The following is a 21,385-nucleotide window of genomic DNA, read 5'->3' as shown; positions in this document are numbered from 1 at the left end:
CGCGCCGACAAGAAAGCACAAAAAAATCGCACAACTAGTGCAAAGGGCCGGAACAAGCGCCGCACCACACGACGGACTGCCCGGCCTTTGCGGCTCGCGTTCTGCCGTTAGGCTGCGCGAGCTATTTATCCACAAAAGAAAAAGTAAATGAGGTTGAATTTGTCATAAAAAAAAGAATCATCAACAATAGTCACCGGGTTGTGGATAAAAGGAAGAACGGGTGTTTATGAATGTCCACATTTTTATCCACAGCCTGTGGAAAAACGGTTGATAAACAGACCGTTTAGTCAAATAAAGCAGTATGATCATATCAAAAAATCGCAGGCAAAGCAATGTTTTGTAAATGTTATCCACAGTAGAGCGGATGTGCACAGAAAAGTTGTTCACAGCTTGATAATTTGTGAGAAACCTGTCGATAATTGGTGGAAAACAACGATCTGCGGCAAATAATTATGCACAGCTTTTGTGGACTGAATAAAAATGAAAACAGCCCTGAGCTCCGTTTGACTTTTGGACAGTAAATCCTTATAATTAAGCAGATTGGTTTTTCCTGTTTCGCTAGGAGGTGTAACATTCATTGAAACGTACTTTTCAGCCTAACAATCGCAGAAGAAAAAAGGTGCATGGTTTCCGTGCCCGTATGGCAACGGCAAATGGCCGCAAGGTTTTGGCGAACCGCCGGCGCAAGGGAAGAAAAGTTTTGTCTGCATAAGGCCACTGTGAGACCTACAGTGGTCTTTTTTGCACAAGCTCTTTGTTTGCAAGGTTAATGATATGTTATCTATGACTAAGATATGTCCCATTGTGGAGGGACAAGATGAAGACATTGAAAAGATTAAAAAAAAATAAGGATTTTCAGGTGGTTTTTGATAAGGGCAAGTCTTTTGCCAATCGTCAATTTGTCATCTACGTGCTCAAACAGCCCGGGCAGCCGTATACCCGTCTCGGATTGTCGGTCAGCAAGAAAATGGGAAATGCCGTTATGCGAAACCATATCAAAAGATATGTTAAGGAAATTTTTCGGGAATTATCGGACAGACTGGAACTTGGCAACGATTGTATTGTTATTTCGCGCCTTCCGGTACGAACGATGTCCTACCAGGAGATGCAGGGCAGTCTGATTCATGTATTAAAAAAAGCTGGTGCCATGTCGGGCAATAAGGGCGATTAATGATGAAATATATCTTTATCTTTTTGATTCGACTGTATCAGAAATTTATCTCCCCCTTAACACCTTCGACCTGCCGGTTTTATCCCACTTGCTCGCAATATGCCGTGGAAGCATTTTACAGGTTTGGCGTTTTTAAAGGGGGCTGGCTGACCCTCATGCGTCTGCTGAAATGTCAGCCTTTTCATCCGGGCGGATTTGATCCTGTTCCTGGAAAAGACACGGACAAAAAAAAGACCGTGCATGATTAAAATATCGTTCGGACCGATTGAGGAGGTAGCGTTTTGCGCAAAAAAACAGCTGTTGTGAGCATTTTTATTCTGCTGACCGCTTTACTGGCGGGCTGTGCGAATGTGAATCAGCCGATTAATGCCCAGAGTACGGGATTCTGGAGCAAGTACTTTGTCTATCCGCTTTCTGAATTTATCATTTATGTCGCCCACATGTTCTGGAACAGCTACGGTATTGCCATCATCATTACAACGGTGATCGTCCGTCTTGTTCTGCTGCCGCTTATGGCGAAACAAGTGAAAAGCTCCCAGGCTATGCAGGAGCTCCAGCCGAAAATTAAAGCTTTGCAGGAAAAATACAGCTCTAAAGATCGGGCAACACAGGAAAAGCTGCAAAAAGAGCAGATGAAACTTTTTCAGGAGAACAATGTCAATCCGCTTTCAGGCTGTCTGCCGCTGCTGATCCAGATGCCGATTCTTTTCGCATTTTATCAAGCCATTATGCGGACGCAGGAAATCAAAGGACAGTCGTTCTTGTGGTTTCAGCTCGGATCACCGGATCCTTTCTATATTTTGCCGGTTGTTGCCGCTTTGTCCACGTTCCTGCAACAGAAGATTATGATGGGCAGAATGGGGAATTCCAATCCCCAAATGGCGATGATGATGTATGTATTCCCGCTGATGATTGCCATACCCGCCTTGTATTTCCCGTCGGCTCTGGCTCTTTACTGGGTTGTCGGAAACATTTTCATGATATTCCAGACCTATATTATTTATGAGAAACGGGATGTCACAAAGGCAAGAACGGAATCCGGAGGCGCTAAGAAAAAGTGAGGGAAGTTTCGAAATATGGAAAGACGGTTGAACTGGCCATATCCTCTGCCCTCGAGGAACTCAATGCGACAGCCGATCAAGCGGAAATTATAGTGGTCGAGCGGCCGAGATCCGGTTTTCTTGGAATCGGTTCAAAAAAGGCGCTTGTCAGAGTAACTTTAAAAAAAACGCCCTTTGACTCGGGAATTGACTTTCTAAAGAATCTGATCGAAAAAATGGAGATTTCGGCGCATGTTCAGGTTAGTGACAAAAACGGACGAATCTGCCGCTGTCAATTTGTCGGACATGATGTTTCGCAGCTGATCGGGAAGCATGGACAGACCCTGAATGCTCTGCAGTATCTGGCAAATCTTGTCGTCAACAAAAATGCCGACCACCGGATGACACTGATGCTGGATGTGGGGAATTACCGGGAAACGAGGAAGCTGGCTCTGATTTCCCTTGCCGATCGTGTAGCGGAAAAAGTAGCGAAGACCAAAAAAACTTACCGATTTGATCCGATGCCGTCCTTTGAACGGAAGATCATTCATTCGGAACTTGCCGGAAAGAGCCTGATCGAAACCTTTTCATTCGGCGAAGAGCCGCACCGGTATGTGACGGTCGCCCCTTTAAATAAATAATGATCAGTGAAAGAAAAACGCGCTTATCTGCGCGCTTTTTTCTTTCGCTCTTCATTAACTCGCCGTTTTTTTCCGAACAGTCGCCGCTTTATTTGAAAAATAAAATATGATAGGCTGATTAGTTAGGAACAAAAAAATCAGCTTTCTTTTTATTCAAATAAGAAAGTATAAAAAATAAAAGATTAGAGGTGTCTAGTATAAGAAAAACTAAGGCTCAGCCCGACGTCAAAGACTAGGCTTCACCAAGTTTTTCTTATAAACAATAATATTTGGCCATAGATGCCAACATTCCGGGCAAATATCGTGAATAACCGATCCCGGTACGAAAAGAGGACTTCTCAGGGAAGGGGTGATAAAATTGGATTATGATACAATTGCCGCCGTGTCGACTCCAATCGGAGAGGGAGCGATCAGCATTGTCCGTCTCAGCGGGCCTGAAGCGATTCAGGCGGCGGACCGAATATTCAGAGGGAGCGCGGCTCTGACGAAAGTCGGGAGCCACACGATTCATTATGGAAAAATCGTTGAACCGGAAACCGGCCGTGTGGTTGAGGAAGCAATGGTTTCGGTGATGAAGAAACCAAAAACGTTTACCCGGGAAGATGTCGTCGAAATCAATTGTCACGGCGGTCTGGTGAGCGTCAACAAAGTACTCGGTCTCGTTCTGGATCAGAATGTACGGATGGCAGAACCCGGTGAGTTTACCAAAAGGGCTTTTCTGAACGGCAGAATTGATCTTTCCCAGGCCGAGGCCGTGATGGATCTGATCCGGGCGAAAACCGACCGGGCCCTGAATGTCGCTATGGGCCAAATGGAAGGAAAGCTTTCTGCTCTTGTCCGTGAACTCCGGAACGAACTGCTCGATATTCTGGCCGCCGTTGAAGTGAACATCGATTATCCGGAATACGACGATGCTGAGATCATGACGGAAAAGCTGCTCTTCGAAAAAGCGTCCCGAGTTGCCGGAAAACTTGACAGAATCCTGTCGACGGCGGGACAGGGAAAAATATTGCGGGAAGGGTTGTCCACAGTAATTATCGGCCGGCCCAACGTTGGCAAATCGTCCTTGCTGAATCATCTCGTTCACGAGAATAAGGCCATTGTGACGGATATTCCGGGAACGACACGCGACGTGATTGAGGAATATGTCAATGTCGGCGGTGTCCCGCTGAAACTTGTCGATACTGCGGGTATAAGAGAAACGGAAGATATTGTGGAGAAAATCGGCGTCGAGCGGTCGCAAGCTGTCTTGAAGTCGGCCGATCTTGTCCTTCTGCTGCTTAACAACAATGAAAAATTGACCGGGGAAGACCGCAGGCTTTTTGAACTGATCGGAGATGCGCACACAATCATTATTTTGAATAAGACCGATCTCCCGTCGCATGTCTCGGCGGATGAACTGCAGAGGCTCGCATCCGGCCGACCCGTCATTCGCACCTCGCTTTTGCAGGAAAAAGGAATTGATGAATTAGAAAGTATGATCGCATCACTTTTCTTTGACCGGGGTGTGGCGGCGCGTGCGGAGACTTATGTTTCCAATACACGGCACATTGCTTTATTGAAACAGGCCAGGTCGGCATTATCGGATGCCATCACGGCTGCGGAACAGGGGCTTCCTGTGGATATCATTCAGATTGATGTGAAGCGGGCGTGGGATATTCTTGGAGAAATTATCGGGGACTCTGTTTCCGACGGTCTGATTAACAAGCTTTTTTCACAATTTTGTCTTGGAAAATAACAACCGGTCGGTATTTGGATGGATCGGTTTAAAAATAGATGTTCACGACATTAGATAAAGGAGGATGAAAAAATGAACAGATATCAAGCCGGCACTTATGACGTCATCATTGTCGGAGCCGGTCATGCCGGTGTCGAAGCCGGTCTTGCGGCGGCAAGAATGGGCGCTAGAACACTGATGCTAACGATCAGTCTTGAAGGCGTTGCGTTCATGCCCTGCAATCCTTCGGTAGGGGGACCGGCAAAAGGTGTCGTTGTAAGGGAAATTGATGCGCTCGGCGGTGAAATGGGTCATAATATTGATAAAACTTATATTCAAATGCGGATGCTGAACACGAGAAAGGGTCCGGCGGTCCGTGCGTTGCGGGCTCAGGCCGATAAGCAGCTTTATCAGCGGGCGATGAAAAAAACGATTGAGGAAACGGAAAATCTGACACTCCGTCAGGGAATGGTCGAGAAACTGATTGTTGAAGACGGGGTCTGCAAAGGGGTTGTTGTTGCAACAGGTGCGGAATATCGTGCCAAAGCCGTTGTTTTAACAACAGGTGTCTATCTGAAAGGAAAAATCATCATCGGCGAACTTCAATACGAAAGCGGCCCTAACAATATGCAGGCTTCTGTCAAACTGGCGGATGATCTGCGTGCACTCGGCTTTGATATTGTCCGTTTTAAAACGGGCACTCCGCCGCGTGTCAACGGGCGGACGATCGATTATTCGAAGACGGAAATTCAGCCAGGCGACGATGCTCCGCTTGCTTTTTCCTATGATACGACCGCGTATCTGAAAGATCAGATTCCTTGCTGGCTGACCTACACGAATCCGGAAACCCACAGAATCATTAATGAAAACATCGGACGCTCACCGATCTACTCGGGGGTCATTGTCGGAACAGGTCCAAGGTACTGTCCATCCATTGAAACCAAGATCGTTCGTTTTAGCGACAAAAACCGCCATCAGCTGTTTCTGGAACCGGAAGGCAAGGAAACGAGTGAAGTTTATGTGGACGGTCTCTCGACAAGCATGCCGGAAGAAATTCAGCGGAAAATGCTTGCTACGATTCCGGGACTGGAAAACGCGGAAATGATGCGTCCCGGCTACGCCATTGAATATGACGCAATTGTACCGACCCAGCTCTGGCCTTCTCTTGAGACGAAGAAGGTTCAGGGACTTTTTACGGCGGGACAGATCAATGGAACTTCAGGATACGAGGAAGCGGCGGGACAAGGCCTGATGGGGGGAATCAATGCCGCCAGAAGAGCGCTTGGCATGGAACCCGTGATACTGGATCGTTCACAGGCCTATATCGGTGTTCTGATCGATGATCTTGTGACAAAGGGAACAAAGGAACCTTATCGTTTATTGACATCGCGTGCTGAATACCGCTTGCTTCTCCGTCATGATAATGCCGACCTCAGGCTTACCGAATTGGGTCACCGCATCGGCCTGATACCGGAGGAACGCTATTGCAGGTTCCTTGTCAAAAAACGGCAGATTGAAAAAGAACGCGAGCGCTTCGCTGTGACAACGATTAAACCCTCTGAAGAGGCGGCGGCATTGCTTGAAAGCAGAGGAGCCGCTCCGATCAGGGAACCGATGAAGGCGGATCGATTACTGAAACGTCCGGAACTGAGCTACCGGGACGTTGCCGCTCTTCTCCCTGAAGATCCCGGAATTCCTGATGAAGTCGGTGAACAGGTGGAGATTCAGGTGAAGTACGAAGGGTATATTAATAAGCAGCTTGAGCAGGTTGAGAAAATGAGAAGAATGGATAAGAAAAAAATCCCCCGGGATCTGGATTATGATCAAATCGATGGACTGGCTACGGAAGCCAGGCAGAAACTGGGCAAAGTCAAGCCGATTTCTGTGGGACAGGCATCGAGGGTGTCCGGTGTGAATCCGAGTGACATCGCTATTCTGCTCGTTTATCTCGAACAAGGAAAGCTTGCTAGAAAAACGGGCTGATCTTTATTCATGGAGGATATTATGAAGCTGCTGGAACAGATGTTTTTGAAACAGGACGTTCATCTGTCTGAAAGCCAGAAAGAACAATTTGATATTTATTATGAGAAACTGCTTGAATGGAATAATAAAATGAATCTAACGGCGATAACAGATGAAACGGAAGTGGCAATCAAGCATTTTTACGATTCAATCACGCCAAGTTTCTATTTTTCTTTCAGCGGTCCGCTCAAAATCTGTGATGTCGGCTCAGGAGCCGGATTTCCGGGCATACCGTTGAAGATACTGTTTCCAGAAATTGAGCTGACGATTGTCGATTCTCTAAATAAGCGCTTGACCTTTTTGCAGGTTCTGACTGAATCGCTTCAGATGCGGGAGGTCACACTCTGTCATGATCGTGCAGAAATCTTTGCCCACAGGCCGGGGAAACGGGAAAGCTTCGATATTGTGACTGCCCGTGCGGTGGCCGATCTCTCGGTGCTTAGTGAATACTGTCTTCCCCTTGTTTCACCGGGCGGCACGTTTATCGCGTTAAAAGGGGCACACGCAGAAGAAGAGCTGGATAAGGCTGATCACGCTATTCATATATTAGGCGGGAAACTGGAAAAAAAGGTCTCGCTCGTTCTTCCTCAGGAAGACGGTCAGCGTACCCTTTTCTTTATTAGGAAAACCGGAGAGACCCCAAAAAAGTACCCGAGAAAACCGGGTATTCCGGCAAAAAATCCGCTATAATGTTTCACGTGGAACACCAGATGATCTTTTTCTGCAGGATTTATCATTTTTTAAGCGAAGTAATATCAGGGTCAGACAGCAAAAAGGTGGTGTCGGAAAGATGAAACATCCTTTTTCTAAAATTTTTAGTCAGAGCAGCGATGAGGATGCAAACTATGATTCGCAGGAAAACGAAGACGAACGTGTTCAGGAGATTTTGGTTTCAAAAATTATTCCAAACCAATATCAACCCCGTTCGGTTTTTAATGAAGAAAAACTTCAGGAACTTGCCGAAACGATTCAGGAACATGGGGTTATTCAGCCTATTGTGCTCCGTCCGTTAGGAGACCGTTTTGAAATCATAGCGGGTGAACGGCGCTGGCGGGCCGTTTCATCTTTAGGATGGGAAAAAATACCGGCTATCGTCAAATTGTTTGATGATGATCAGACCGCCTCAATCGCATTGATCGAGAATCTGCAGCGTGAAGAATTGACAGCTATTGAAGAAGCCATGGCTTATTCAAGATTAATAGACATCCATGGACTGACGCAGGAAAGTCTTGCCCAACAACTCGGAAGAGGCCAGTCGACAATTGCTAATAAACTGCGGCTGCTGAAACTCCCGACATCCGTGCAAAGCGCGATTCTTGAAAAAAAGATCACGGAACGGCATGCCAGAGCATTGATTATATTAAAAGATCCTGAAAAACAGGAAAAATTGCTGCATGAAATTATTGAGAAACAATTGAATGTGAAGCAAACTGAGACCCGAATCAAGAAAATGCTGGAAAATAATGAGACGGTGAAGAAAGAAAAGGAAAAACGAACGAAGCGTGTCTCACTGAGCCGTGATTCAAGGATTGCGGTAAATACAATCCGTCAGTCGGTGCATATGGTATCGGATTCGGGGCTTGATATTGATACAAGTGAAGAAGATATGGGGGAGTATTACCAGTTTACGATACGTATTCCTAAGAAATAGGAACAGGCCACGTTCAGGAGCCCTCATTGCGGCTCCTTTTTTTGTGCTCAAATCATTGAATTATGAACCGGTATCGGAGAATTCATGGTAGAATGAAAGATAGCGATCGAAGTTTGAGAGTAGGTGAAGGTGTGAGCAAGATATTAGCGATCGCCAACCAGAAGGGCGGCGTAGGCAAGACAACAACTGCGGTCAATCTCAGCGCCTGTATGGCAGCACTGGGGTGCAAAGTGCTTCTGGTTGACATCGATCCTCAGGGAAACGCGACGAGCGGTTCGGGCGTGGATAAAGGGGAAGTCGATGAATGTATCTATGATGTCCTAGTGGAGGATACGGAAATCCAGAAGGTGATTAAAAGATCTGCCATTGAAAATCTGGATGTGATTCCTTCCGCTATCCAGCTGGCGGGAGCAGAAATCGAACTTGTTCCTACAATTTCGAGGGAAGTCAGGCTGAAGCGCGCCCTGGAAAAAATCAAAGATTCATATGATTTTATAATCATAGACTGTCCGCCATCGCTTGGTTTACTGACGATCAATGCCCTGACAGCGGCGGATGCCGTAATCATTCCGGTTCAGTGTGAATACTATGCGCTTGAAGGGCTCAGCCAGTTACTGAATACAGTGAGGCTCGTGCAAAAACATTTGAATCATCAATTAGCAATCGAGGGTGTGCTTCTGACCATGCTTGATGCAAGAACAAATCTTGGGCTTCAGGTCATTCAGGAAGTAAAAAAATATTTCCAGGACCGTGTTTTTCAAACAGTGATTCCGCGTAATGTACGCCTGAGTGAAGCGCCAAGCCATGGAAAACCGATCATTATTTATGACTCCAGATCAAAGGGCGCTGAAGTCTATCTTGACTTTGCGAAGGAAGTGATGACGAGTGAGCAAAGCATTAGGTAAGGGTCTCGACGCCTTTTTCCCGTCCGCTTTTTCCGACGAACAGGAGAATGCGGTTGAAAATGTCCAGTTGAATGATCTCAGAACAAACCCTTATCAGCCCAGAAAAAAGTTTGATGAACAGGGACTGGAAGAGCTGGCCAGCTCGATTAAAGAACATGGAGTGATTCAGCCTCTGGTAGTCAGAAAGAGTATCAAAGGTTACGATATCATCACCGGTGAGCGCCGTTTTCGGGCTGCCAAAATGGCCGGTCAGAAAAAAGTTCCGGTCATTATCAGAGAACTCTCCGATAAGGAAATGATGCAGATCGCTCTGATAGAGAACCTTCAACGGGAAGATTTAAATCCGATTGAAGAAGCATCGGCTTACCGGAAACTAATGGACGAACTAAATCTGACTCAGGAAGAGCTGGCGGCGAAACTTGGGAAAAGCCGTCCGCATGTTGCCAATCATCTACGCTTATTGCAGCTTGATAAAGCTGTCAAAGGACTGATTGAAGACGGGAAGCTTTCCATGGGGCATGGCCGCGCGCTTGTTGGCTTGAAGGACAGAAAGCAGGTTCCCCAGGTTGTCGATAAGATCATTAAGGAACAAATGAACGTCCGTCAGCTTGAAACACTGATTCAGAAACTGAATCATCATGTTTCACGTGAAACATTAAAGAAAAAGGAATGGATCATGCCACCGGAGCTGAAAGAAAAAGTCCAAACACTTCGCGAACGGTTCGGTACTTCCATAAAAATAAAGCAGGCGGCCGATAAAAACAAAGGAAAAATTGAATTGGATTACTACTCAGCCGATGACCTGAATCGACTGCTTGAATTGCTAGAAGGACAGTCGTAATGGCTGTCTTCTTTTTATTCTATAAAAAATGTAAAATTTTTAAGATTATAGTATAAACGGCTGGACAAAAGTACCACATCCTGCGGCATGTTCTGTATTGGGGTATCCTGGCCCCCGCAACTAAGGCTTCGTCTGCACTAAGGCTTGGCGAAGCCAAATTTTCTACTAGCGGGAACGGAATCCATCAGTTTTTACTGTAGGCGCCATTGGGATTCGGAAGATTGGAGCGCTTTGTTTCGGACTAGAGAGAGGGGCCTGAAAGATCGCAATTCAATTGTGAGGGTTTGTCACTAGCTATTGATGGCTGAAGCGCATTTTTGACAGCGGTCCGGCTTTATCGCGAGAAAGAATTGCGAGATAAAGACAGCGGCTGATCACTTCCGAAAGATTCATGACAATATTGAGCCGAGTGTTCTGGAGTACGGAGTATTCCATAAAACCGCTGACATTGACAATACCGGTGATGTTGATGTCCCCGACGGGAACGAGTTTCTTGTTTACGCCTGCACCCGGAAGAACGGGCCCCTTGGAAACACAGATCATGCCGATGTTCTTTTGTTTGCCGAGACAGGCGTCGATCGCAATAATAAAAGGATTCCGGTAGGAAGATTCGACGAGCCTGAGAGTATCCTGCAGATTTACAGCATGCACCGGTTTTTCGAGGGTGCCGTAGATATAAGCATCAGGGATTGCATATTTCTGCAAAAAAGTGCCGACCAGCGGACCAAGTGAATCTCCCGTAGAACGGTCCGTTCCAATGCAAACGATGACGAGCGGATCTATCCCGGGCGAGGGCAGATAGCTCCGGATGGCTCTGACAATTGAAGCGTGCGAGACTTTGTCCTCATAATGCGCTGCCTGTTTTTCCTGTTTAAGATTCATAGTTTCCGCTCCTTATAGAAGTATTAACAGTATACGGACTATCTGGAAGATCTATACCTGTTGCCAGGGGAAATTGGCATTAATCGGCTAGGACTCAGACAATACATGGGTTTCCGTCTGTCCGGGCCGCAACTTTTCAAGAACCTGCATGTGCGACGGCGGATTTAAATGATTTTTCCGTCGCTTCATCCAAGGAAAAACAATAATTACTGTCCTTTTCCCGAAAAATGGGATATACTAAGTAACAGAAAGTGTAAGAATAAGTTTTATAAATGCTTTTCCGGCAATGAGAGAAAAGAGTAAACAGGGAGGCCGTTACACAGAGATTCAGGGAGGGTGGAAACCTGAAAACGGTACCTGAAGAAGGCATTCTCGAGCTGAAGTTTTTTAAAGAGGGTGCGGGATTGTCCGCATCAATTAGGGTGGAACCGCGTGAGCCGATAAAAGCTCTCGTCCCTAGGTCACAGTTGCCTAGCGGATGAGAGCTTATTTATTTTGAAAATAAAGGAGTCTGGCAAATGAGCAAAACAATGGAACAAATTGTTAATCTGGCGAAGCAGCGAGGATTTATCTTTCCGGGATCGGAAATCTACGGCGGTCTGGCAAACACGTGGGATTATGGTCCGCTTGGTGTGGAGCTGAAAAACAATGTTAAAAAAGCGTGGTGGAAAAAGTTTGTTCAGGAATCGCCGTACAATGTCGGGCTGGACGCGGCTATCCTGATGAATCCAAAAACATGGGAAGCTTCGGGCCATATTACGAATTTTAATGATCCAATGATTGACTGCAAGAAGTGCAAATCGCGTTTTCGGGCTGATAAACTCATTGAAAGCAATATTCCTAAGGAAGAGCTGCCGGGACCGGTGGACGGTCTGAATTTTGCCACCATGGAAAAACTGATTGAATCCCATGCGATCAAGTGCCCTGAATGCGGGGAACATGATTTTACAGGAATCCGCCAGTTCAATCTGATGTTCAAAACGTATCAGGGTGTGACGGAATCTGCAAAAGATGAAATCTATCTGCGTCCGGAAACGGCGCAGGGAATCTTTGTGAATTTCAAAAATGTGCAGCGGACAATGCGAAAGAAAATCCCCTTTGGCATTGGTCAGGTTGGTAAATCGTTCCGGAATGAAATCACGCCTGGAAATTTCACTTTCCGTACGAGGGAATTTGAACAGCTGGAACTGGAATTCTTCTGTAAACCGGGCGAGGACGGGAAATGGTTTCAGTATTGGCGCTCATTTGGTTTCGAATGGCTGAAATCACTGAATATCAAAGAAGAGAATCTTCGACTGCGTGACCATGAAAAAGAGGAATTACCGCATTATAGCAACGCGACGACGGATATCGAATATCTCTTCCCGTTCGGATGGGGTGAATTGTCCAGTCTGTCATCGAGAACCGATTACGATCTCCGCCGCCATATGGAAGTATCAGGGCAGGATCTGCAGTATATCGACCAGAATCTGAATGAACGCTATATTCCGTATGTGATCGAGCCTTCGCTCGGTGCCGATCGTGTTACGCTCGCCTTTCTGGCCGACGCTTATGAGGAACAGAAAATCAGTGACAATGATCAGCGCACCGTGCTTCATCTTCACCCGGCGCTGGCTCCTTACAAGGCAAGTATTCTTCCGCTCTCAAAAAAGCTTGGTGATGAAGCTCAGGCGATCTATCGGGAACTGGCCAAAGAATGGATGGTTGATTACGATGAAACAGGATCGATTGGCAAGAGATACCGCAGGCAGGATGAAGCCGGCACACCGTTCTGTATTACCTATGATTTTGATTCAAAGGATGACGGAAAAGTAACCGTCAGGGACCGTGATTCAATGGATCAGGTCCGTCTGCCTATTACTGAGCTGACGGATTTTCTAAGAGAAAAAATCAGCTTCTGAATCGTCGAACAGTGTCTTTGGCGTCCGTACATGTAGTTTTTTGGTGATGATCAGAGCATTCTCTAAGAAGGGGGAATGATGCATGACGAAACCTCGAATTGCCTTTGATATTAATGACGTCGTTGAGATGAAAAAATCACACCCATGCGGCGCGAATCAGTGGAAGATCATCAGAATGGGGGCCGATATCCGCATCAAGTGTCTCGGATGCGGCCACAGTGTGATGATGCCGCGAACAGAATTCCAGAGAAAAATTAAAAGAATCACCGAACATGGATCTGCCGGCGAACAGGACGGTCAATAAATAATTTCTTTACAGAATCATGCGAAACATGGATCAGAAAGATCCGGGGAGTTGAAAAGATTATGAGTTTAACTACAGGTATTGTTGGTCTGCCGAACGTCGGCAAGTCAACACTGTTTAACGCGATTACGCAAGCCGGAGCGGAAATGGCAAATTATCCGTTCTGTACGATTGAGCCCAACGTAGGAATCGTCAGTGTTCCGGACAAGCGCCTCGACAAACTGACGGAAATGTACCATCCGAAAAAAACGATTCCGACCACATTTGAGTTCACGGACATTGCCGGATTGGTCAAAGGAGCAAGCAAAGGAGAGGGGCTGGGCAACCAGTTTCTTGCCAATATACGGCAAGTCGATGCCATATCTCATGTGGTCCGCTGTTTCGATGATAAAAACATTACCCATGTCTCCGGAAAGATTGATCCGATCGACGACATTGAGACGATTAACCTGGAACTGATTCTGGCCGATATGGAGCAGATTAATAAGCGGCTCGACCGCGCGGAAAAACTGGCAAAACAGAAAGAAAAACAGGCGGTTATTGAATTTTCCGCTCTGCAGAAACTGAAAGATGCTTTTGACGAAGGCAAGCCGGCCCGTCATGTTGCCTTAACGGATGAGGAGGAGATCGCGGTCAAACCGTTCAATTTCCTGACGAAAAAACCGGTTCTCTACGTGGCGAATATTTCTGAAGATGAGCTGCTCGCGCCGGACGATAATGTGTATGTCCAGGCGGTCAAAAAGTATGCAGAAAAAGACGGGTCTGAAGTCGTCGTGATCTCAGCAAGAATTGAATCCGAAATAGCCGAACTTGAAGGTGAAGAAAAAAAAGCATTTTTGCTCGATCTGGGTCTTGATACTTCCGGCCTTGACCGGCTGATTGCCAAATCTTATCAGCTTCTCGGGCTGGCCACCTACTTTACTGCGGGAGAAAAAGAAGTCAGGGCTTGGACATTTCGGAAAGGAACAAAAGCACCGCAGGCCGCAGGCATTATACACTCCGATTTTGAGCGCGGGTTTATTCGTGCTGAAATCGTGTCATTCGATGATCTGGTGGCCGCCGGATCCGAACTTGCCGCAAAAGAACAGGGACGTCTGCGGCTTGAAGGCAAGGATTACATTATGCAGGATGGAGACGTCGTCAACTTCAGATTCAATGTGTGAGCATGGCGGGAATCCGGATAATCTTGCAATCATCTACTGAATGTGCTATCATTATGACTTATGAGTGAGAAGACTTGCTCTCTGCTCCGTTCAGGAGCCGTTTAGTCCAAAGGGAGGTGAACATCGTGCGTAAATACGAAATTATGTACATTCTTCGTCCGGATATGGAGGAGGATCAGGAAAAAGCAGTCAAAGAAAAGGTTGCATCCATCCTGACAGGCAATGGCGCCGAAATCAATGATGTCAAAGAAATGGGTAAGCGTCGGCTGGCCTATGAAATCAACGATTTTAACACCGGCGTTTACAGCGTTCTCTACGTGACGGCCGGAAGCACGGCGATTAATGAATTCGATCGCCTTGTCAAGATCAATGAAGACGTGATTCGCTTTATGATCATCAAGGATGAACGCAAACCTGAAGAAAGCAAATAATTTCTTAAACAGGGGGAATTCTGATGATTAATCGGGTTATTTTGGTCGGACGATTAACGAAAAATCCGGAACTTCGCTATACACCGAACGGCGTTGCGGTGGCAAGTTTCACGATTGCGGTCAATCGCCCATTCTCCAACCAGCAGGGCGAACGCGAAGCGGACTTTATTCCTGTGATCGTGTGGCGCAGGCAAGCGGAAAATGCGGCCAACTTTCTGACAAAAGGCAGCCTGGCTGGTGTTGACGGACGCATCCAGACTCGAAACTATGAGAATAATGAAGGCCGCCGTGTTTATGTCACGGAAGTCATCGCGGACAGCGTACAGTTTCTTGAACCGAAAAGCGCCAGGCATACTGATGAAAACAGTTATGGAGCTGTCGCTCCTGCCGGGGGGAATCCGGGCTATCCGCCGCAGACCAACCGACAGGGCTCTGGCGCAAACGCCGGCAGTAACCGCAGTCAGGATACCCCATCTTTTGAAGATCCATTTGCTAACGACAGTAAACCGATCGATATATCGGATGATGATCTGCCGTTCTAATAGACGGCAGGAACCAATTGATTGAGTGAAAATAAGGGAGGTGCAATGGAATGGCAGTACGTCGGTCACGCGGCAAACGCCGCAAGGTATGCTATTTTACCGTCAACCATATTACCTACATTGACTACAAAGATGTTGACTTGCTGAGGCGGTTTATTTCTGAACGCGGGAAAATATTGCCTCGCCGTGTCACAGGAACAAGTGCAAAGTATCAGCGTCAGCTGACAAGAGCGATCAAACGCGCGCGTCAGATGGCTTTGCTCCCATATACAACAGAATGATTCCTGCTTTTTTGCATGTCAATAGCAGCATGAAAGACCGCGGTAAAAGAATTATCTTTTATGGCGGTTCTTTTATTATACAAATTAGAAAGTAAAGAAAGATTAGCGGAAATCAGTAGCAGAAAAACTAAGTCTCAGTCGGTGTCTGAGACTGGCTTCGCCCAGTTTTCAATTCATGAATGAACGCTCTAGTTGTGACCGGAGGGACAGGACCCTGCCGCGAAATGCCCCCCGGATTCTGAAAAATGAGATCATCCTGTCTTTGAATCTTGCTGTGAAAATAAAAATGACCGTGTTCATATCGGTTCCGGTCTGACCTTGGACAGAGTGGTGAGTGACAATGAATCAACCTATGAAATCTGTAAATCGGAGAAAAACCGTCTTGCAACGTCCGGAGAAAAAGGCGCTGATCATGGCCGCTTTTTTGATTGCCGTCTACTTATCCCCAATGTTTATACTTGGTGAGAACGCGCATGTACGTGTTCAGGACAATCTGGATTCGAATGTTGCCTGGTATCAAGTACTTAATCACAGTGGCCAGATGTTCGGACCTGTTGACGCCAGGATTCCGCAAATCATCAATGGAGAGCTTTCGAGAAATGCGCTCGATTCCCAGTTCAGCGGAATCGTCTGGCTGCACGCCCTTTTCCCGTCAATGCTTGCCTTCGCCCTCAGTCAGGCGATTGTTTGTATCTTTGCCTTTCTTGGTATGTACCTGCTACTCCGGGATTATTTTGTCAAGTCGGAGGATGCCTATCCGGTGCGCGTGTTTGGCGCTCTGACCTTTGCGCTGACACCGTTCTGGCCGTCCGGTATGCTCAGCACATTGGGCATGCCGCTCGCGCTCTGGGCTTTTTTGAATATCAGAGCAAGGAAAGGGACCTGGAGAGAGTGGCTCACGCTTTCTCTGCTGCCGCTCTACTCAAGCTTTGTACTCGGTTTTTTCTTTTTCCTGACGGCGATGGCGTTTCTTTGGCTGCGCGACTGGATCATAAGAAAAAAGTTTAATCCGGCTTTTTTTGGATCCATCGCATTCATGACTGCACTTTACTTGCTGCTGGGATACAGACTGGTCGCCTCACTGCTCTTTCCCGGTCCGCCGACGAACCGCAATGAGTTTTTCGAATCGACCGGCAACTTATACAGTACGGTCAAACTGGCGGTGGAAAACTTTATTTTGGGGCACAATCAGGTGATGACCGTTCATGAGTTTGTCATTCTGCCCTTTACGGGTGTGGTTTTATGGCAGATGTTACGGAACGGCAGCGGCGGAAAGCGGCTTAGAAAGTGGTTTGTCTACCTACTCGGCCTGAACATTTTGCTGTCTGTATGGTTCGCGTTCTGGTTTTATAAAGGATGGGTACCGCTTAAAGAAAGAGTCAGTATTCTCACGACTTTTAATTTTTCCCGCTATCATTACCTGCATCCTTTGTTCATCTATCTCATGTTTGCCGCAGGGGCGGCGATTCTTTGGAAGATGGGCAGCAGGTGGCGGCTGTTTGTCAAGATCTGCTTTGTGCTGCAGCTTGCCGTGCTTTTTTATTACAATCCGGAAGTTGAATTTCACGGAGAACCGACGTTCAAACAGTTTTACGCCGTGCAGCAGTTCAAAGACATTGCCGACTATATCGGAAAACCGAAATCGAGTTATCGTGTAGCCAGCATCGGCCTTCACCCGGCCATCGCCCAATATAACGGTTTTTATACATTGGATACTTACAATAATTTTTATCCGCTGTCCTATAAGCACGCGTTCAGAAAAATAATTGCCAAAGAGCTTAATAAGAACAGGGGGATAAAAAGTTATTTTGATAGCTGGGGCGGGAGATGCTATCTTTTTACGGCGGAGCTGGGAAAAAATTATGAATTTTGGAAGGGATCGCCTGTAAAAATCCACCATCTTCAGCTTGACATGAGTGCATTTAAGAAGCTGGGGGGAAAGTACATTTTATCTTCAGTACCGATTATGAATGCCGGCCAGGACGGGCTGCGTTTCCTGAAGTCGTTCAATAATTCGGCTTCGGCATGGACGATTTATCTGTATGAAGCCAAATGACCGGTAAACAAAAAGCGTTTCCGCCACTCGTGGCTGCGGGAACGCTTTGTTTTATTCAGCAAGGCTGTGCGGCAGGGATGCGGAGGAATCTTTCCAATCAATAGTAGGGAGCCATCATTAAATAAACGATCACACCAGTCAGACTCACATAGAGCCAGATCGGCATCGTCCAGCGAACGATACGCTTATGTTTGGCAATCTGATTCGTCCATCCCCAAACCAAGGCAAACGGCGCGAGGAAAACAACACTGGCTGCCAGAACACTGTGCGTCGTCAAAATGAAAAAGTAAGTCGGACGGATCAGTCCCGTACCCCCGTAATGCGGCGGGGGAGCAAGATAGTGGAACGACAGGTACGACAATAGAAAAAGCAATGTCGAAGTAAATGCGGCCAGAATAAAGCCGCGGTGCAGATTGATTTTCTTTTTCCGGATGGCAAGCAATGCGGCGACCAGAAAGATAAACGTAAAGCTGTTGAAAACAGCGTTCAGCTTAGGGAGGATATATACCCCGGACCCAACCTTCCCGTGATAGCCAATAGCCGGTACGAAAAACAGCAGCAGAATGATAATATTGGCGATAACAGCAACGGAAATGATCAGGGAAGCATAGTTTTTGCCGCTTTTGGCCTTCGGACTGCCGGCATCCGTTCCCTTGAGAGCTCCGTTCATGAGAAAATAACCCCTTCATAATTAATATACAAAATGATCCTAATCTCATAATAAGTGAGATTTGTCACTAAAAGCAAGGAGAACGGCCGAGCAGAACCTGAATCAATCAGTTTGCCGGGCCATCGGAAAGCAGCTTTTTCGTGATTGATTTGATAATGGCATGTGATGTAATCTCTTCATTAATCATTTCATTGAGCATGACATCCATGAAATACCGGACTGAAGCCATATCTTTGAATTTAATAATTGAAGCAAGCGCTTCTTTATAAATCTGGAAGAAAAGCGGTTCAGGGTTGCCCTTCTGTATTTCGCCATAAGCCTCGTACAGCAGATCAATCTTATCGGCAACGGCCAAAATTTTGCCCTCAAGGGTGCTGTCTTTGCCTTCCTTGAACCGTTCTTCGTAAACTTTTCTGAATTCAGGCGGGAACTCTTTGTCAAGGAATTCCTGAGTCATCGAACCCTCCACCTGGGAAAAGAGTTCACGGAGTTTCGGAAGTGCGTATTTGACGGGAGTTTTGATGTCGCCGGTGAACAGCTCGGAATAATCATGATTGATAGCCCGCTCGTACATGGTTTTCCAGTCAACTGTTTTTCCGTTCCGCGCCTCAACCGTCGCGAGAAACTGGGCAATGGTCGCCACTTTGAAAGAATGGCTGGCTACAGAATGTTCCTGATATTTAAAAACACCCGGACAGCGGAAAATGCCTTCCAGGTCGGACAGACTTTGAAAATATTTATGAATACCCATAAATGCCGGCTCCTTTCTCAGCATGCTCCTGATTTTTCTCTATGAATAATTCAGATCAGTATAGCCGCATAAAAGGAATGAGTCAATGATTACGATGAAAAATCGATTCGGTCCCGTTCAAGGCTGTTCAGCGATTTCGTCAGGGCTATAAGCTTCCCGATATTGAGTAAGGGAAGTTCCCGGTTTTCTAACCTAAGTTTGGCTGCAATAATATTCTTCTCATCGTTCACCGGGACAAGATTCTCGGAATGAAAGGTAAAGGGCTCTCCGACAGAATGAATATCAAGTGCTATTCGTTCATCCTCGGTGCCGCAGATCACATATTTTTCGTCTTCCAGAGGAAAAGGGTTGTGGTCGGCATGAAAGACGCCTGCCAGATTAATTAACGGCAAAACTTTTCCTCTCAATGAAATCAAGCCCAAAAAGTAAGGGTGGGTCATGGGGACCTTTGCGGCATGTATCGGCTCTATAAACTCATGGATCTCTCCGATCAGGAGACCGAAAGCCTGATCCCCGACATTCAACGCAATGGCCGTACTTTCCACTGACGCAACTGACATTTTGTTCACCTCAAAAAATAGGATGGTTGCCTGCATTCGCTTGCCGTTCATTCACTTATACTATAAAGGATAATGAATAAACCGTCATTATTTTTTCAAATCAGGAACGGAATCCGGTTCGATAATCTCCCGTCCCTCATACCAGGGATTGATATGAATCAAAACTTCATCGACATAGGGATACTTGCGCATCATTCGCTGCCTGATTTCCTCTGTGATATCGTCACCTTGCTGAATGGTGAGCGAGGCAGGCAGCCTGATCTGCGCATCGATTAATACCGCATTGCCCTGTTCGCGAGCACGTAAAATGTCGATTTTCTTCACTTCCGAAAAAGAGAGAAACACTTCCCGGTATTCTTCCTGTTTATCCTCAGGGACACTGCTTTCCATGAGGACATTGGTCGATTTTATGATCATGGTAATAGCAATTCTCAGCACCAGAACGGAGACGACAATACCCGCAACCGGATCGCCGAAATGGGCACCGGGGATATTAAGCAAATTCCCGGCCCATCCGATACCGAGTCCGATTGCTGCAGCACATGAAGCAAAGATATCGGCAAGGTGATCTGTTGCAGTCGCGTGAAGGCTTTTGCTGCGGTATTTGTCAGCCGCCTTGTAGGTATAGATATAGAGAATCCATTTCCATACTGTAGAAACAACAGCCGCCAAAAGCGCCCAGGCACCGACTGAGGAAACGGGTGTTAGAAGCGCCTTAACTGCGTCATAAATGAGAAATAAGGCTGCAGCGATTAAAATGATCGCAATAAAAGCGCTGGAGACATCCTCCGCCTTCCCGTGGCCATAGGGGTGATCTCTGTCAGCCGGATGATTGGAAAGCTTCATCGAGCCAATCGCGGCAATTGAGCCGATAACATCCCCTCCGTTATGCACGCCGTCCGCGATAAGCGCGGTGCTGTGAAAGAACATCCCGCAGACGATTTTGATCAGTGTCAGCGAAAAATTGCTGATCAGGCTGATCCAGGCTGCCTTCAGCGCTTTCGGATTTTCACGGGCCATAAAGATTCACCCCCCTTAAATTGTTTGCTTGAGGAAAATTAATAAACAGAAAAGACAATCCGGAAGAGGATCGTCTTTTTGAACGGATATTATTATTTTTTACTGGACCCCCGAAAGAAAAAGAACGGGTTATTTTAAGGAAATCAGCCGGACAACACACCGGGTTCGGTAAAAGCCTGCCAGCCCCCCGTCTGTTTGAACAGGCGATCAGCCGGTTTTCCGGATCTTTGTGCTTCAAGGCTGTTCGTGTAGTAATAGCAGTCATGATCTGCACCAGCTCCCTGAATGGCACTTCAAACGAAAAGCAGCACTAAAAAGAATCAATGCGAAAAAGACCCCATTCTTTTAAAGACCGTTCAAACAGTCGGTAAATGAACATGGGGAAAATCCAATCCGTTTTCTCCCTTACCTCGTTAAACATACAGTAAGAAGAATTTGGGCACCATCAGTCGATTTAAAACGCTTTCTTAACAAACAACTATCAAATTGAATTTTACACCTTTATTAATGCCATTGCAACAATCGCTTACTCTTCCATTCGTGCATGTTTTTATATTATAATCGAACAGGATTGCCTTCAGGATAATCGTCGATAATGTAAAGACAGGCAATGCCGATGCAATCATATTTACAGCTATTTACTGCAATCGTCAGGAATATTGAGTATAATTGACTTAGGTTTCAATATCCGTGCATAGTCATACGAAAACAGAGGCTATAAAAAACGTGGATCCGGCGGATCCTGTAAAAGACTGGCATTTAACCAGGACCCGGTTTCTTTTTTCACTATAGGAGAGTAAAAAAATTTTAAGGATTATAGTGTAAGGGCAACTAAG

General features: G+C 46.4%; 23 protein-coding genes. 18 read left to right on the top strand and 5 right to left on the bottom strand.

What is annotated here, in order from left to right:
* The first annotated feature begins 577 nt into the window (after nucleotides 1–577).
* The 11 genes from rpmH to IEX81_RS11210 all read left to right on the top strand — a co-directional run bounded on the left by rpmH (nucleotide 578) and on the right by IEX81_RS11210 (nucleotide 9,988).
* A complete protein-coding gene (gene rpmH, locus IEX81_RS11260) occupies nucleotides 578–712 on the top strand; it encodes a 50S ribosomal protein L34 (protein WP_188803355.1) in 135 nt (44 codons plus the stop codon).
* Nucleotides 713–817: 105 nt separating this feature from the next.
* Complete coding sequence (gene rnpA, locus IEX81_RS11255; protein WP_188803353.1) at nucleotides 818–1,171, top strand: ribonuclease P protein component; 354 nt, start codon at nucleotides 818–820, stop codon at nucleotides 1,169–1,171.
* Between the two features lie 2 nt (nucleotides 1,172–1,173).
* Nucleotides 1,174–1,419: a membrane protein insertion efficiency factor YidD gene (gene yidD, locus IEX81_RS11250; protein ID WP_188803351.1), complete on the top strand. Its 246-nt coding sequence runs from the start codon at nucleotides 1,174–1,176 to the stop codon at nucleotides 1,417–1,419.
* Nucleotides 1,420–1,452: 33 nt separating this feature from the next.
* Nucleotides 1,453–2,232, top strand: coding sequence for a YidC family membrane integrase SpoIIIJ (spoIIIJ, locus tag IEX81_RS11245; protein WP_188803349.1), 780 nt, complete (start codon nucleotides 1,453–1,455; stop codon nucleotides 2,230–2,232).
* Nucleotides 2,229–2,852 (top strand): RNA-binding cell elongation regulator Jag/EloR, encoded by a 624-nt coding sequence (jag, locus tag IEX81_RS11240; protein WP_188803347.1) that lies wholly within the window; start codon nucleotides 2,229–2,231, stop codon nucleotides 2,850–2,852. Before spoIIIJ ends, jag begins: the two co-directional genes overlap by 4 nt.
* A 358-nt stretch (nucleotides 2,853–3,210) precedes the next feature.
* On the top strand, nucleotides 3,211–4,590 hold the full coding sequence (mnmE, locus tag IEX81_RS11235) for a tRNA uridine-5-carboxymethylaminomethyl(34) synthesis GTPase MnmE (protein ID WP_188803345.1): 1,380 nt from the start codon (nucleotides 3,211–3,213) through the stop codon (nucleotides 4,588–4,590).
* Between the two features lie 72 nt (nucleotides 4,591–4,662).
* On the top strand, nucleotides 4,663–6,552 hold the full coding sequence (gene mnmG / locus IEX81_RS11230; protein ID WP_188803343.1) for a tRNA uridine-5-carboxymethylaminomethyl(34) synthesis enzyme MnmG: 1,890 nt from the start codon (nucleotides 4,663–4,665) through the stop codon (nucleotides 6,550–6,552).
* A gap of 21 nt (nucleotides 6,553–6,573) precedes the next feature.
* Nucleotides 6,574–7,281: a 16S rRNA (guanine(527)-N(7))-methyltransferase RsmG gene (gene rsmG, locus IEX81_RS11225; RefSeq protein WP_188803341.1), complete on the top strand. Its 708-nt coding sequence runs from the start codon at nucleotides 6,574–6,576 to the stop codon at nucleotides 7,279–7,281.
* A gap of 100 nt (nucleotides 7,282–7,381) precedes the next feature.
* Complete coding sequence (noc, locus tag IEX81_RS11220) at nucleotides 7,382–8,242, top strand: nucleoid occlusion protein (protein WP_188803339.1); 861 nt, start codon at nucleotides 7,382–7,384, stop codon at nucleotides 8,240–8,242.
* Between the two features lie 131 nt (nucleotides 8,243–8,373).
* On the top strand, nucleotides 8,374–9,147 hold the full coding sequence (locus IEX81_RS11215) for a ParA family protein (RefSeq protein ID WP_188803336.1): 774 nt from the start codon (nucleotides 8,374–8,376) through the stop codon (nucleotides 9,145–9,147).
* On the top strand, nucleotides 9,128–9,988 hold the full coding sequence (locus IEX81_RS11210; RefSeq protein ID WP_188803334.1) for a ParB/RepB/Spo0J family partition protein: 861 nt from the start codon (nucleotides 9,128–9,130) through the stop codon (nucleotides 9,986–9,988). The genes IEX81_RS11215 and IEX81_RS11210 overlap by 20 nt, the downstream gene beginning before the upstream one ends.
* Before the next feature lie 294 nt (nucleotides 9,989–10,282).
* On the opposite strand, the gene yyaC is transcribed toward IEX81_RS11210, so the two are convergent.
* Nucleotides 10,283–10,870 (bottom strand): spore protease YyaC, encoded by a 588-nt coding sequence (yyaC, locus tag IEX81_RS11205; protein WP_188803332.1) that lies wholly within the window; start codon nucleotides 10,868–10,870, stop codon nucleotides 10,283–10,285.
* A gap of 518 nt (nucleotides 10,871–11,388) precedes the next feature.
* On the opposite strand from yyaC, the gene IEX81_RS11200 reads away from it, so the two are divergent.
* The 7 genes from IEX81_RS11200 (at nucleotide 11,389) to IEX81_RS11170 (ending at nucleotide 17,548) form a co-directional block, all read left to right on the top strand.
* On the top strand, nucleotides 11,389–12,771 hold the full coding sequence (locus tag IEX81_RS11200; protein WP_188803330.1) for a glycine--tRNA ligase: 1,383 nt from the start codon (nucleotides 11,389–11,391) through the stop codon (nucleotides 12,769–12,771).
* A gap of 82 nt (nucleotides 12,772–12,853) precedes the next feature.
* On the top strand, nucleotides 12,854–13,075 hold the full coding sequence (locus IEX81_RS11195) for a DUF951 domain-containing protein (protein WP_188803328.1): 222 nt from the start codon (nucleotides 12,854–12,856) through the stop codon (nucleotides 13,073–13,075).
* Nucleotides 13,076–13,137: 62 nt separating this feature from the next.
* Entirely contained in the window at nucleotides 13,138–14,238 is a 1,101-nt protein-coding gene (gene ychF / locus IEX81_RS11190) for a redox-regulated ATPase YchF (protein ID WP_188803326.1), read from the top strand.
* Between the two features lie 125 nt (nucleotides 14,239–14,363).
* Nucleotides 14,364–14,669: a 30S ribosomal protein S6 gene (rpsF, locus tag IEX81_RS11185; protein ID WP_188803323.1), complete on the top strand. Its 306-nt coding sequence runs from the start codon at nucleotides 14,364–14,366 to the stop codon at nucleotides 14,667–14,669.
* A gap of 23 nt (nucleotides 14,670–14,692) precedes the next feature.
* Nucleotides 14,693–15,211, top strand: coding sequence for a single-stranded DNA-binding protein (gene ssb, locus IEX81_RS11180; protein WP_188803321.1), 519 nt, complete (start codon nucleotides 14,693–14,695; stop codon nucleotides 15,209–15,211).
* 50 nt (nucleotides 15,212–15,261) lie between these two features.
* Nucleotides 15,262–15,492 carry a 30S ribosomal protein S18 gene (gene rpsR / locus IEX81_RS11175; RefSeq protein WP_188803319.1) on the top strand — a complete coding sequence of 77 codons (231 nt, stop codon included), beginning with the start codon at nucleotides 15,262–15,264 and terminating at the stop codon, nucleotides 15,490–15,492.
* 352 nt (nucleotides 15,493–15,844) lie between these two features.
* Complete coding sequence (locus IEX81_RS11170) at nucleotides 15,845–17,548, top strand: DUF6044 family protein (protein ID WP_188803458.1); 1,704 nt, start codon at nucleotides 15,845–15,847, stop codon at nucleotides 17,546–17,548.
* A gap of 97 nt (nucleotides 17,549–17,645) precedes the next feature.
* Here IEX81_RS11170 and IEX81_RS11165 read toward each other — a convergent pair whose 3' ends face one another.
* The 4 genes from IEX81_RS11165 to IEX81_RS11150 all read right to left on the bottom strand — a co-directional run bounded on the left by IEX81_RS11165 (nucleotide 17,646) and on the right by IEX81_RS11150 (nucleotide 20,549).
* Nucleotides 17,646–18,218 carry a DUF420 domain-containing protein gene (locus IEX81_RS11165; protein ID WP_188803317.1) on the bottom strand — a complete coding sequence of 191 codons (573 nt, stop codon included), beginning with the start codon at nucleotides 18,216–18,218 and terminating at the stop codon, nucleotides 17,646–17,648.
* A gap of 106 nt (nucleotides 18,219–18,324) precedes the next feature.
* Entirely contained in the window at nucleotides 18,325–18,969 is a 645-nt protein-coding gene (locus IEX81_RS11160; protein WP_188803315.1) for an HD domain-containing protein, read from the bottom strand.
* Nucleotides 18,970–19,058: 89 nt separating this feature from the next.
* Complete coding sequence (locus IEX81_RS11155) at nucleotides 19,059–19,529, bottom strand: chemotaxis protein CheW (protein WP_188803313.1); 471 nt, start codon at nucleotides 19,527–19,529, stop codon at nucleotides 19,059–19,061.
* A gap of 87 nt (nucleotides 19,530–19,616) precedes the next feature.
* Complete coding sequence (locus tag IEX81_RS11150) at nucleotides 19,617–20,549, bottom strand: cation diffusion facilitator family transporter (protein ID WP_188803311.1); 933 nt, start codon at nucleotides 20,547–20,549, stop codon at nucleotides 19,617–19,619.
* Nucleotides 20,550–21,385 lie beyond the last annotated feature (836 nt).

This window comes from Sporolactobacillus putidus (genome assembly GCF_014647035.1).
Taxonomy (GTDB): Bacteria; Bacillota; Bacilli; order Bacillales; family Sporolactobacillaceae; genus Sporolactobacillus; species Sporolactobacillus putidus.
The sequence above is the reverse complement of the archived record's forward strand: the minus strand, read 5'-3'. Positions and strand labels throughout refer to the sequence as shown.

Excerpts from the sequence above, each read along its gene's own strand:
- ssb (WP_188803321.1), top strand. The coding sequence starts at position 14,693 with ATGATTAATCGGGTTATTTTGGTCGGACGATTAACGAAAAATCCGGAA.
- IEX81_RS11150 (WP_188803311.1), bottom strand. The coding sequence starts at position 20,549 with ATGGCCCGTGAAAATCCGAAAGCGCTGAAGGCAGCCTGGATCAGCCTG.
- yyaC (WP_188803332.1), bottom strand. The coding sequence starts at position 10,870 with ATGAATCTTAAACAGGAAAAACAGGCAGCGCATTATGAGGACAAAGTC.
- mnmG (WP_188803343.1), top strand. The coding sequence starts at position 4,663 with ATGAACAGATATCAAGCCGGCACTTATGACGTCATCATTGTCGGAGCC.
- rsmG (WP_188803341.1), top strand. The coding sequence starts at position 6,574 with ATGAAGCTGCTGGAACAGATGTTTTTGAAACAGGACGTTCATCTGTCT.
- noc (WP_188803339.1), top strand. The coding sequence starts at position 7,382 with ATGAAACATCCTTTTTCTAAAATTTTTAGTCAGAGCAGCGATGAGGAT.
- IEX81_RS11195 (WP_188803328.1), top strand. The coding sequence starts at position 12,854 with ATGACGAAACCTCGAATTGCCTTTGATATTAATGACGTCGTTGAGATG.
- rnpA (WP_188803353.1), top strand. The coding sequence starts at position 818 with ATGAAGACATTGAAAAGATTAAAAAAAAATAAGGATTTTCAGGTGGTT.
- IEX81_RS11155 (WP_188803313.1), bottom strand. The coding sequence starts at position 19,529 with ATGTCAGTTGCGTCAGTGGAAAGTACGGCCATTGCGTTGAATGTCGGG.
- yidD (WP_188803351.1), top strand. The coding sequence starts at position 1,174 with ATGAAATATATCTTTATCTTTTTGATTCGACTGTATCAGAAATTTATC.
- IEX81_RS11200 (WP_188803330.1), top strand. The coding sequence starts at position 11,389 with ATGAGCAAAACAATGGAACAAATTGTTAATCTGGCGAAGCAGCGAGGA.
- ychF (WP_188803326.1), top strand. The coding sequence starts at position 13,138 with ATGAGTTTAACTACAGGTATTGTTGGTCTGCCGAACGTCGGCAAGTCA.
- IEX81_RS11165 (WP_188803317.1), bottom strand. The coding sequence starts at position 18,218 with ATGAACGGAGCTCTCAAGGGAACGGATGCCGGCAGTCCGAAGGCCAAA.
- IEX81_RS11170 (WP_188803458.1), top strand. The coding sequence starts at position 15,845 with ATGAAATCTGTAAATCGGAGAAAAACCGTCTTGCAACGTCCGGAGAAA.
- rpsR (WP_188803319.1), top strand. The coding sequence starts at position 15,262 with ATGGCAGTACGTCGGTCACGCGGCAAACGCCGCAAGGTATGCTATTTT.
- IEX81_RS11160 (WP_188803315.1), bottom strand. The coding sequence starts at position 18,969 with ATGGGTATTCATAAATATTTTCAAAGTCTGTCCGACCTGGAAGGCATT.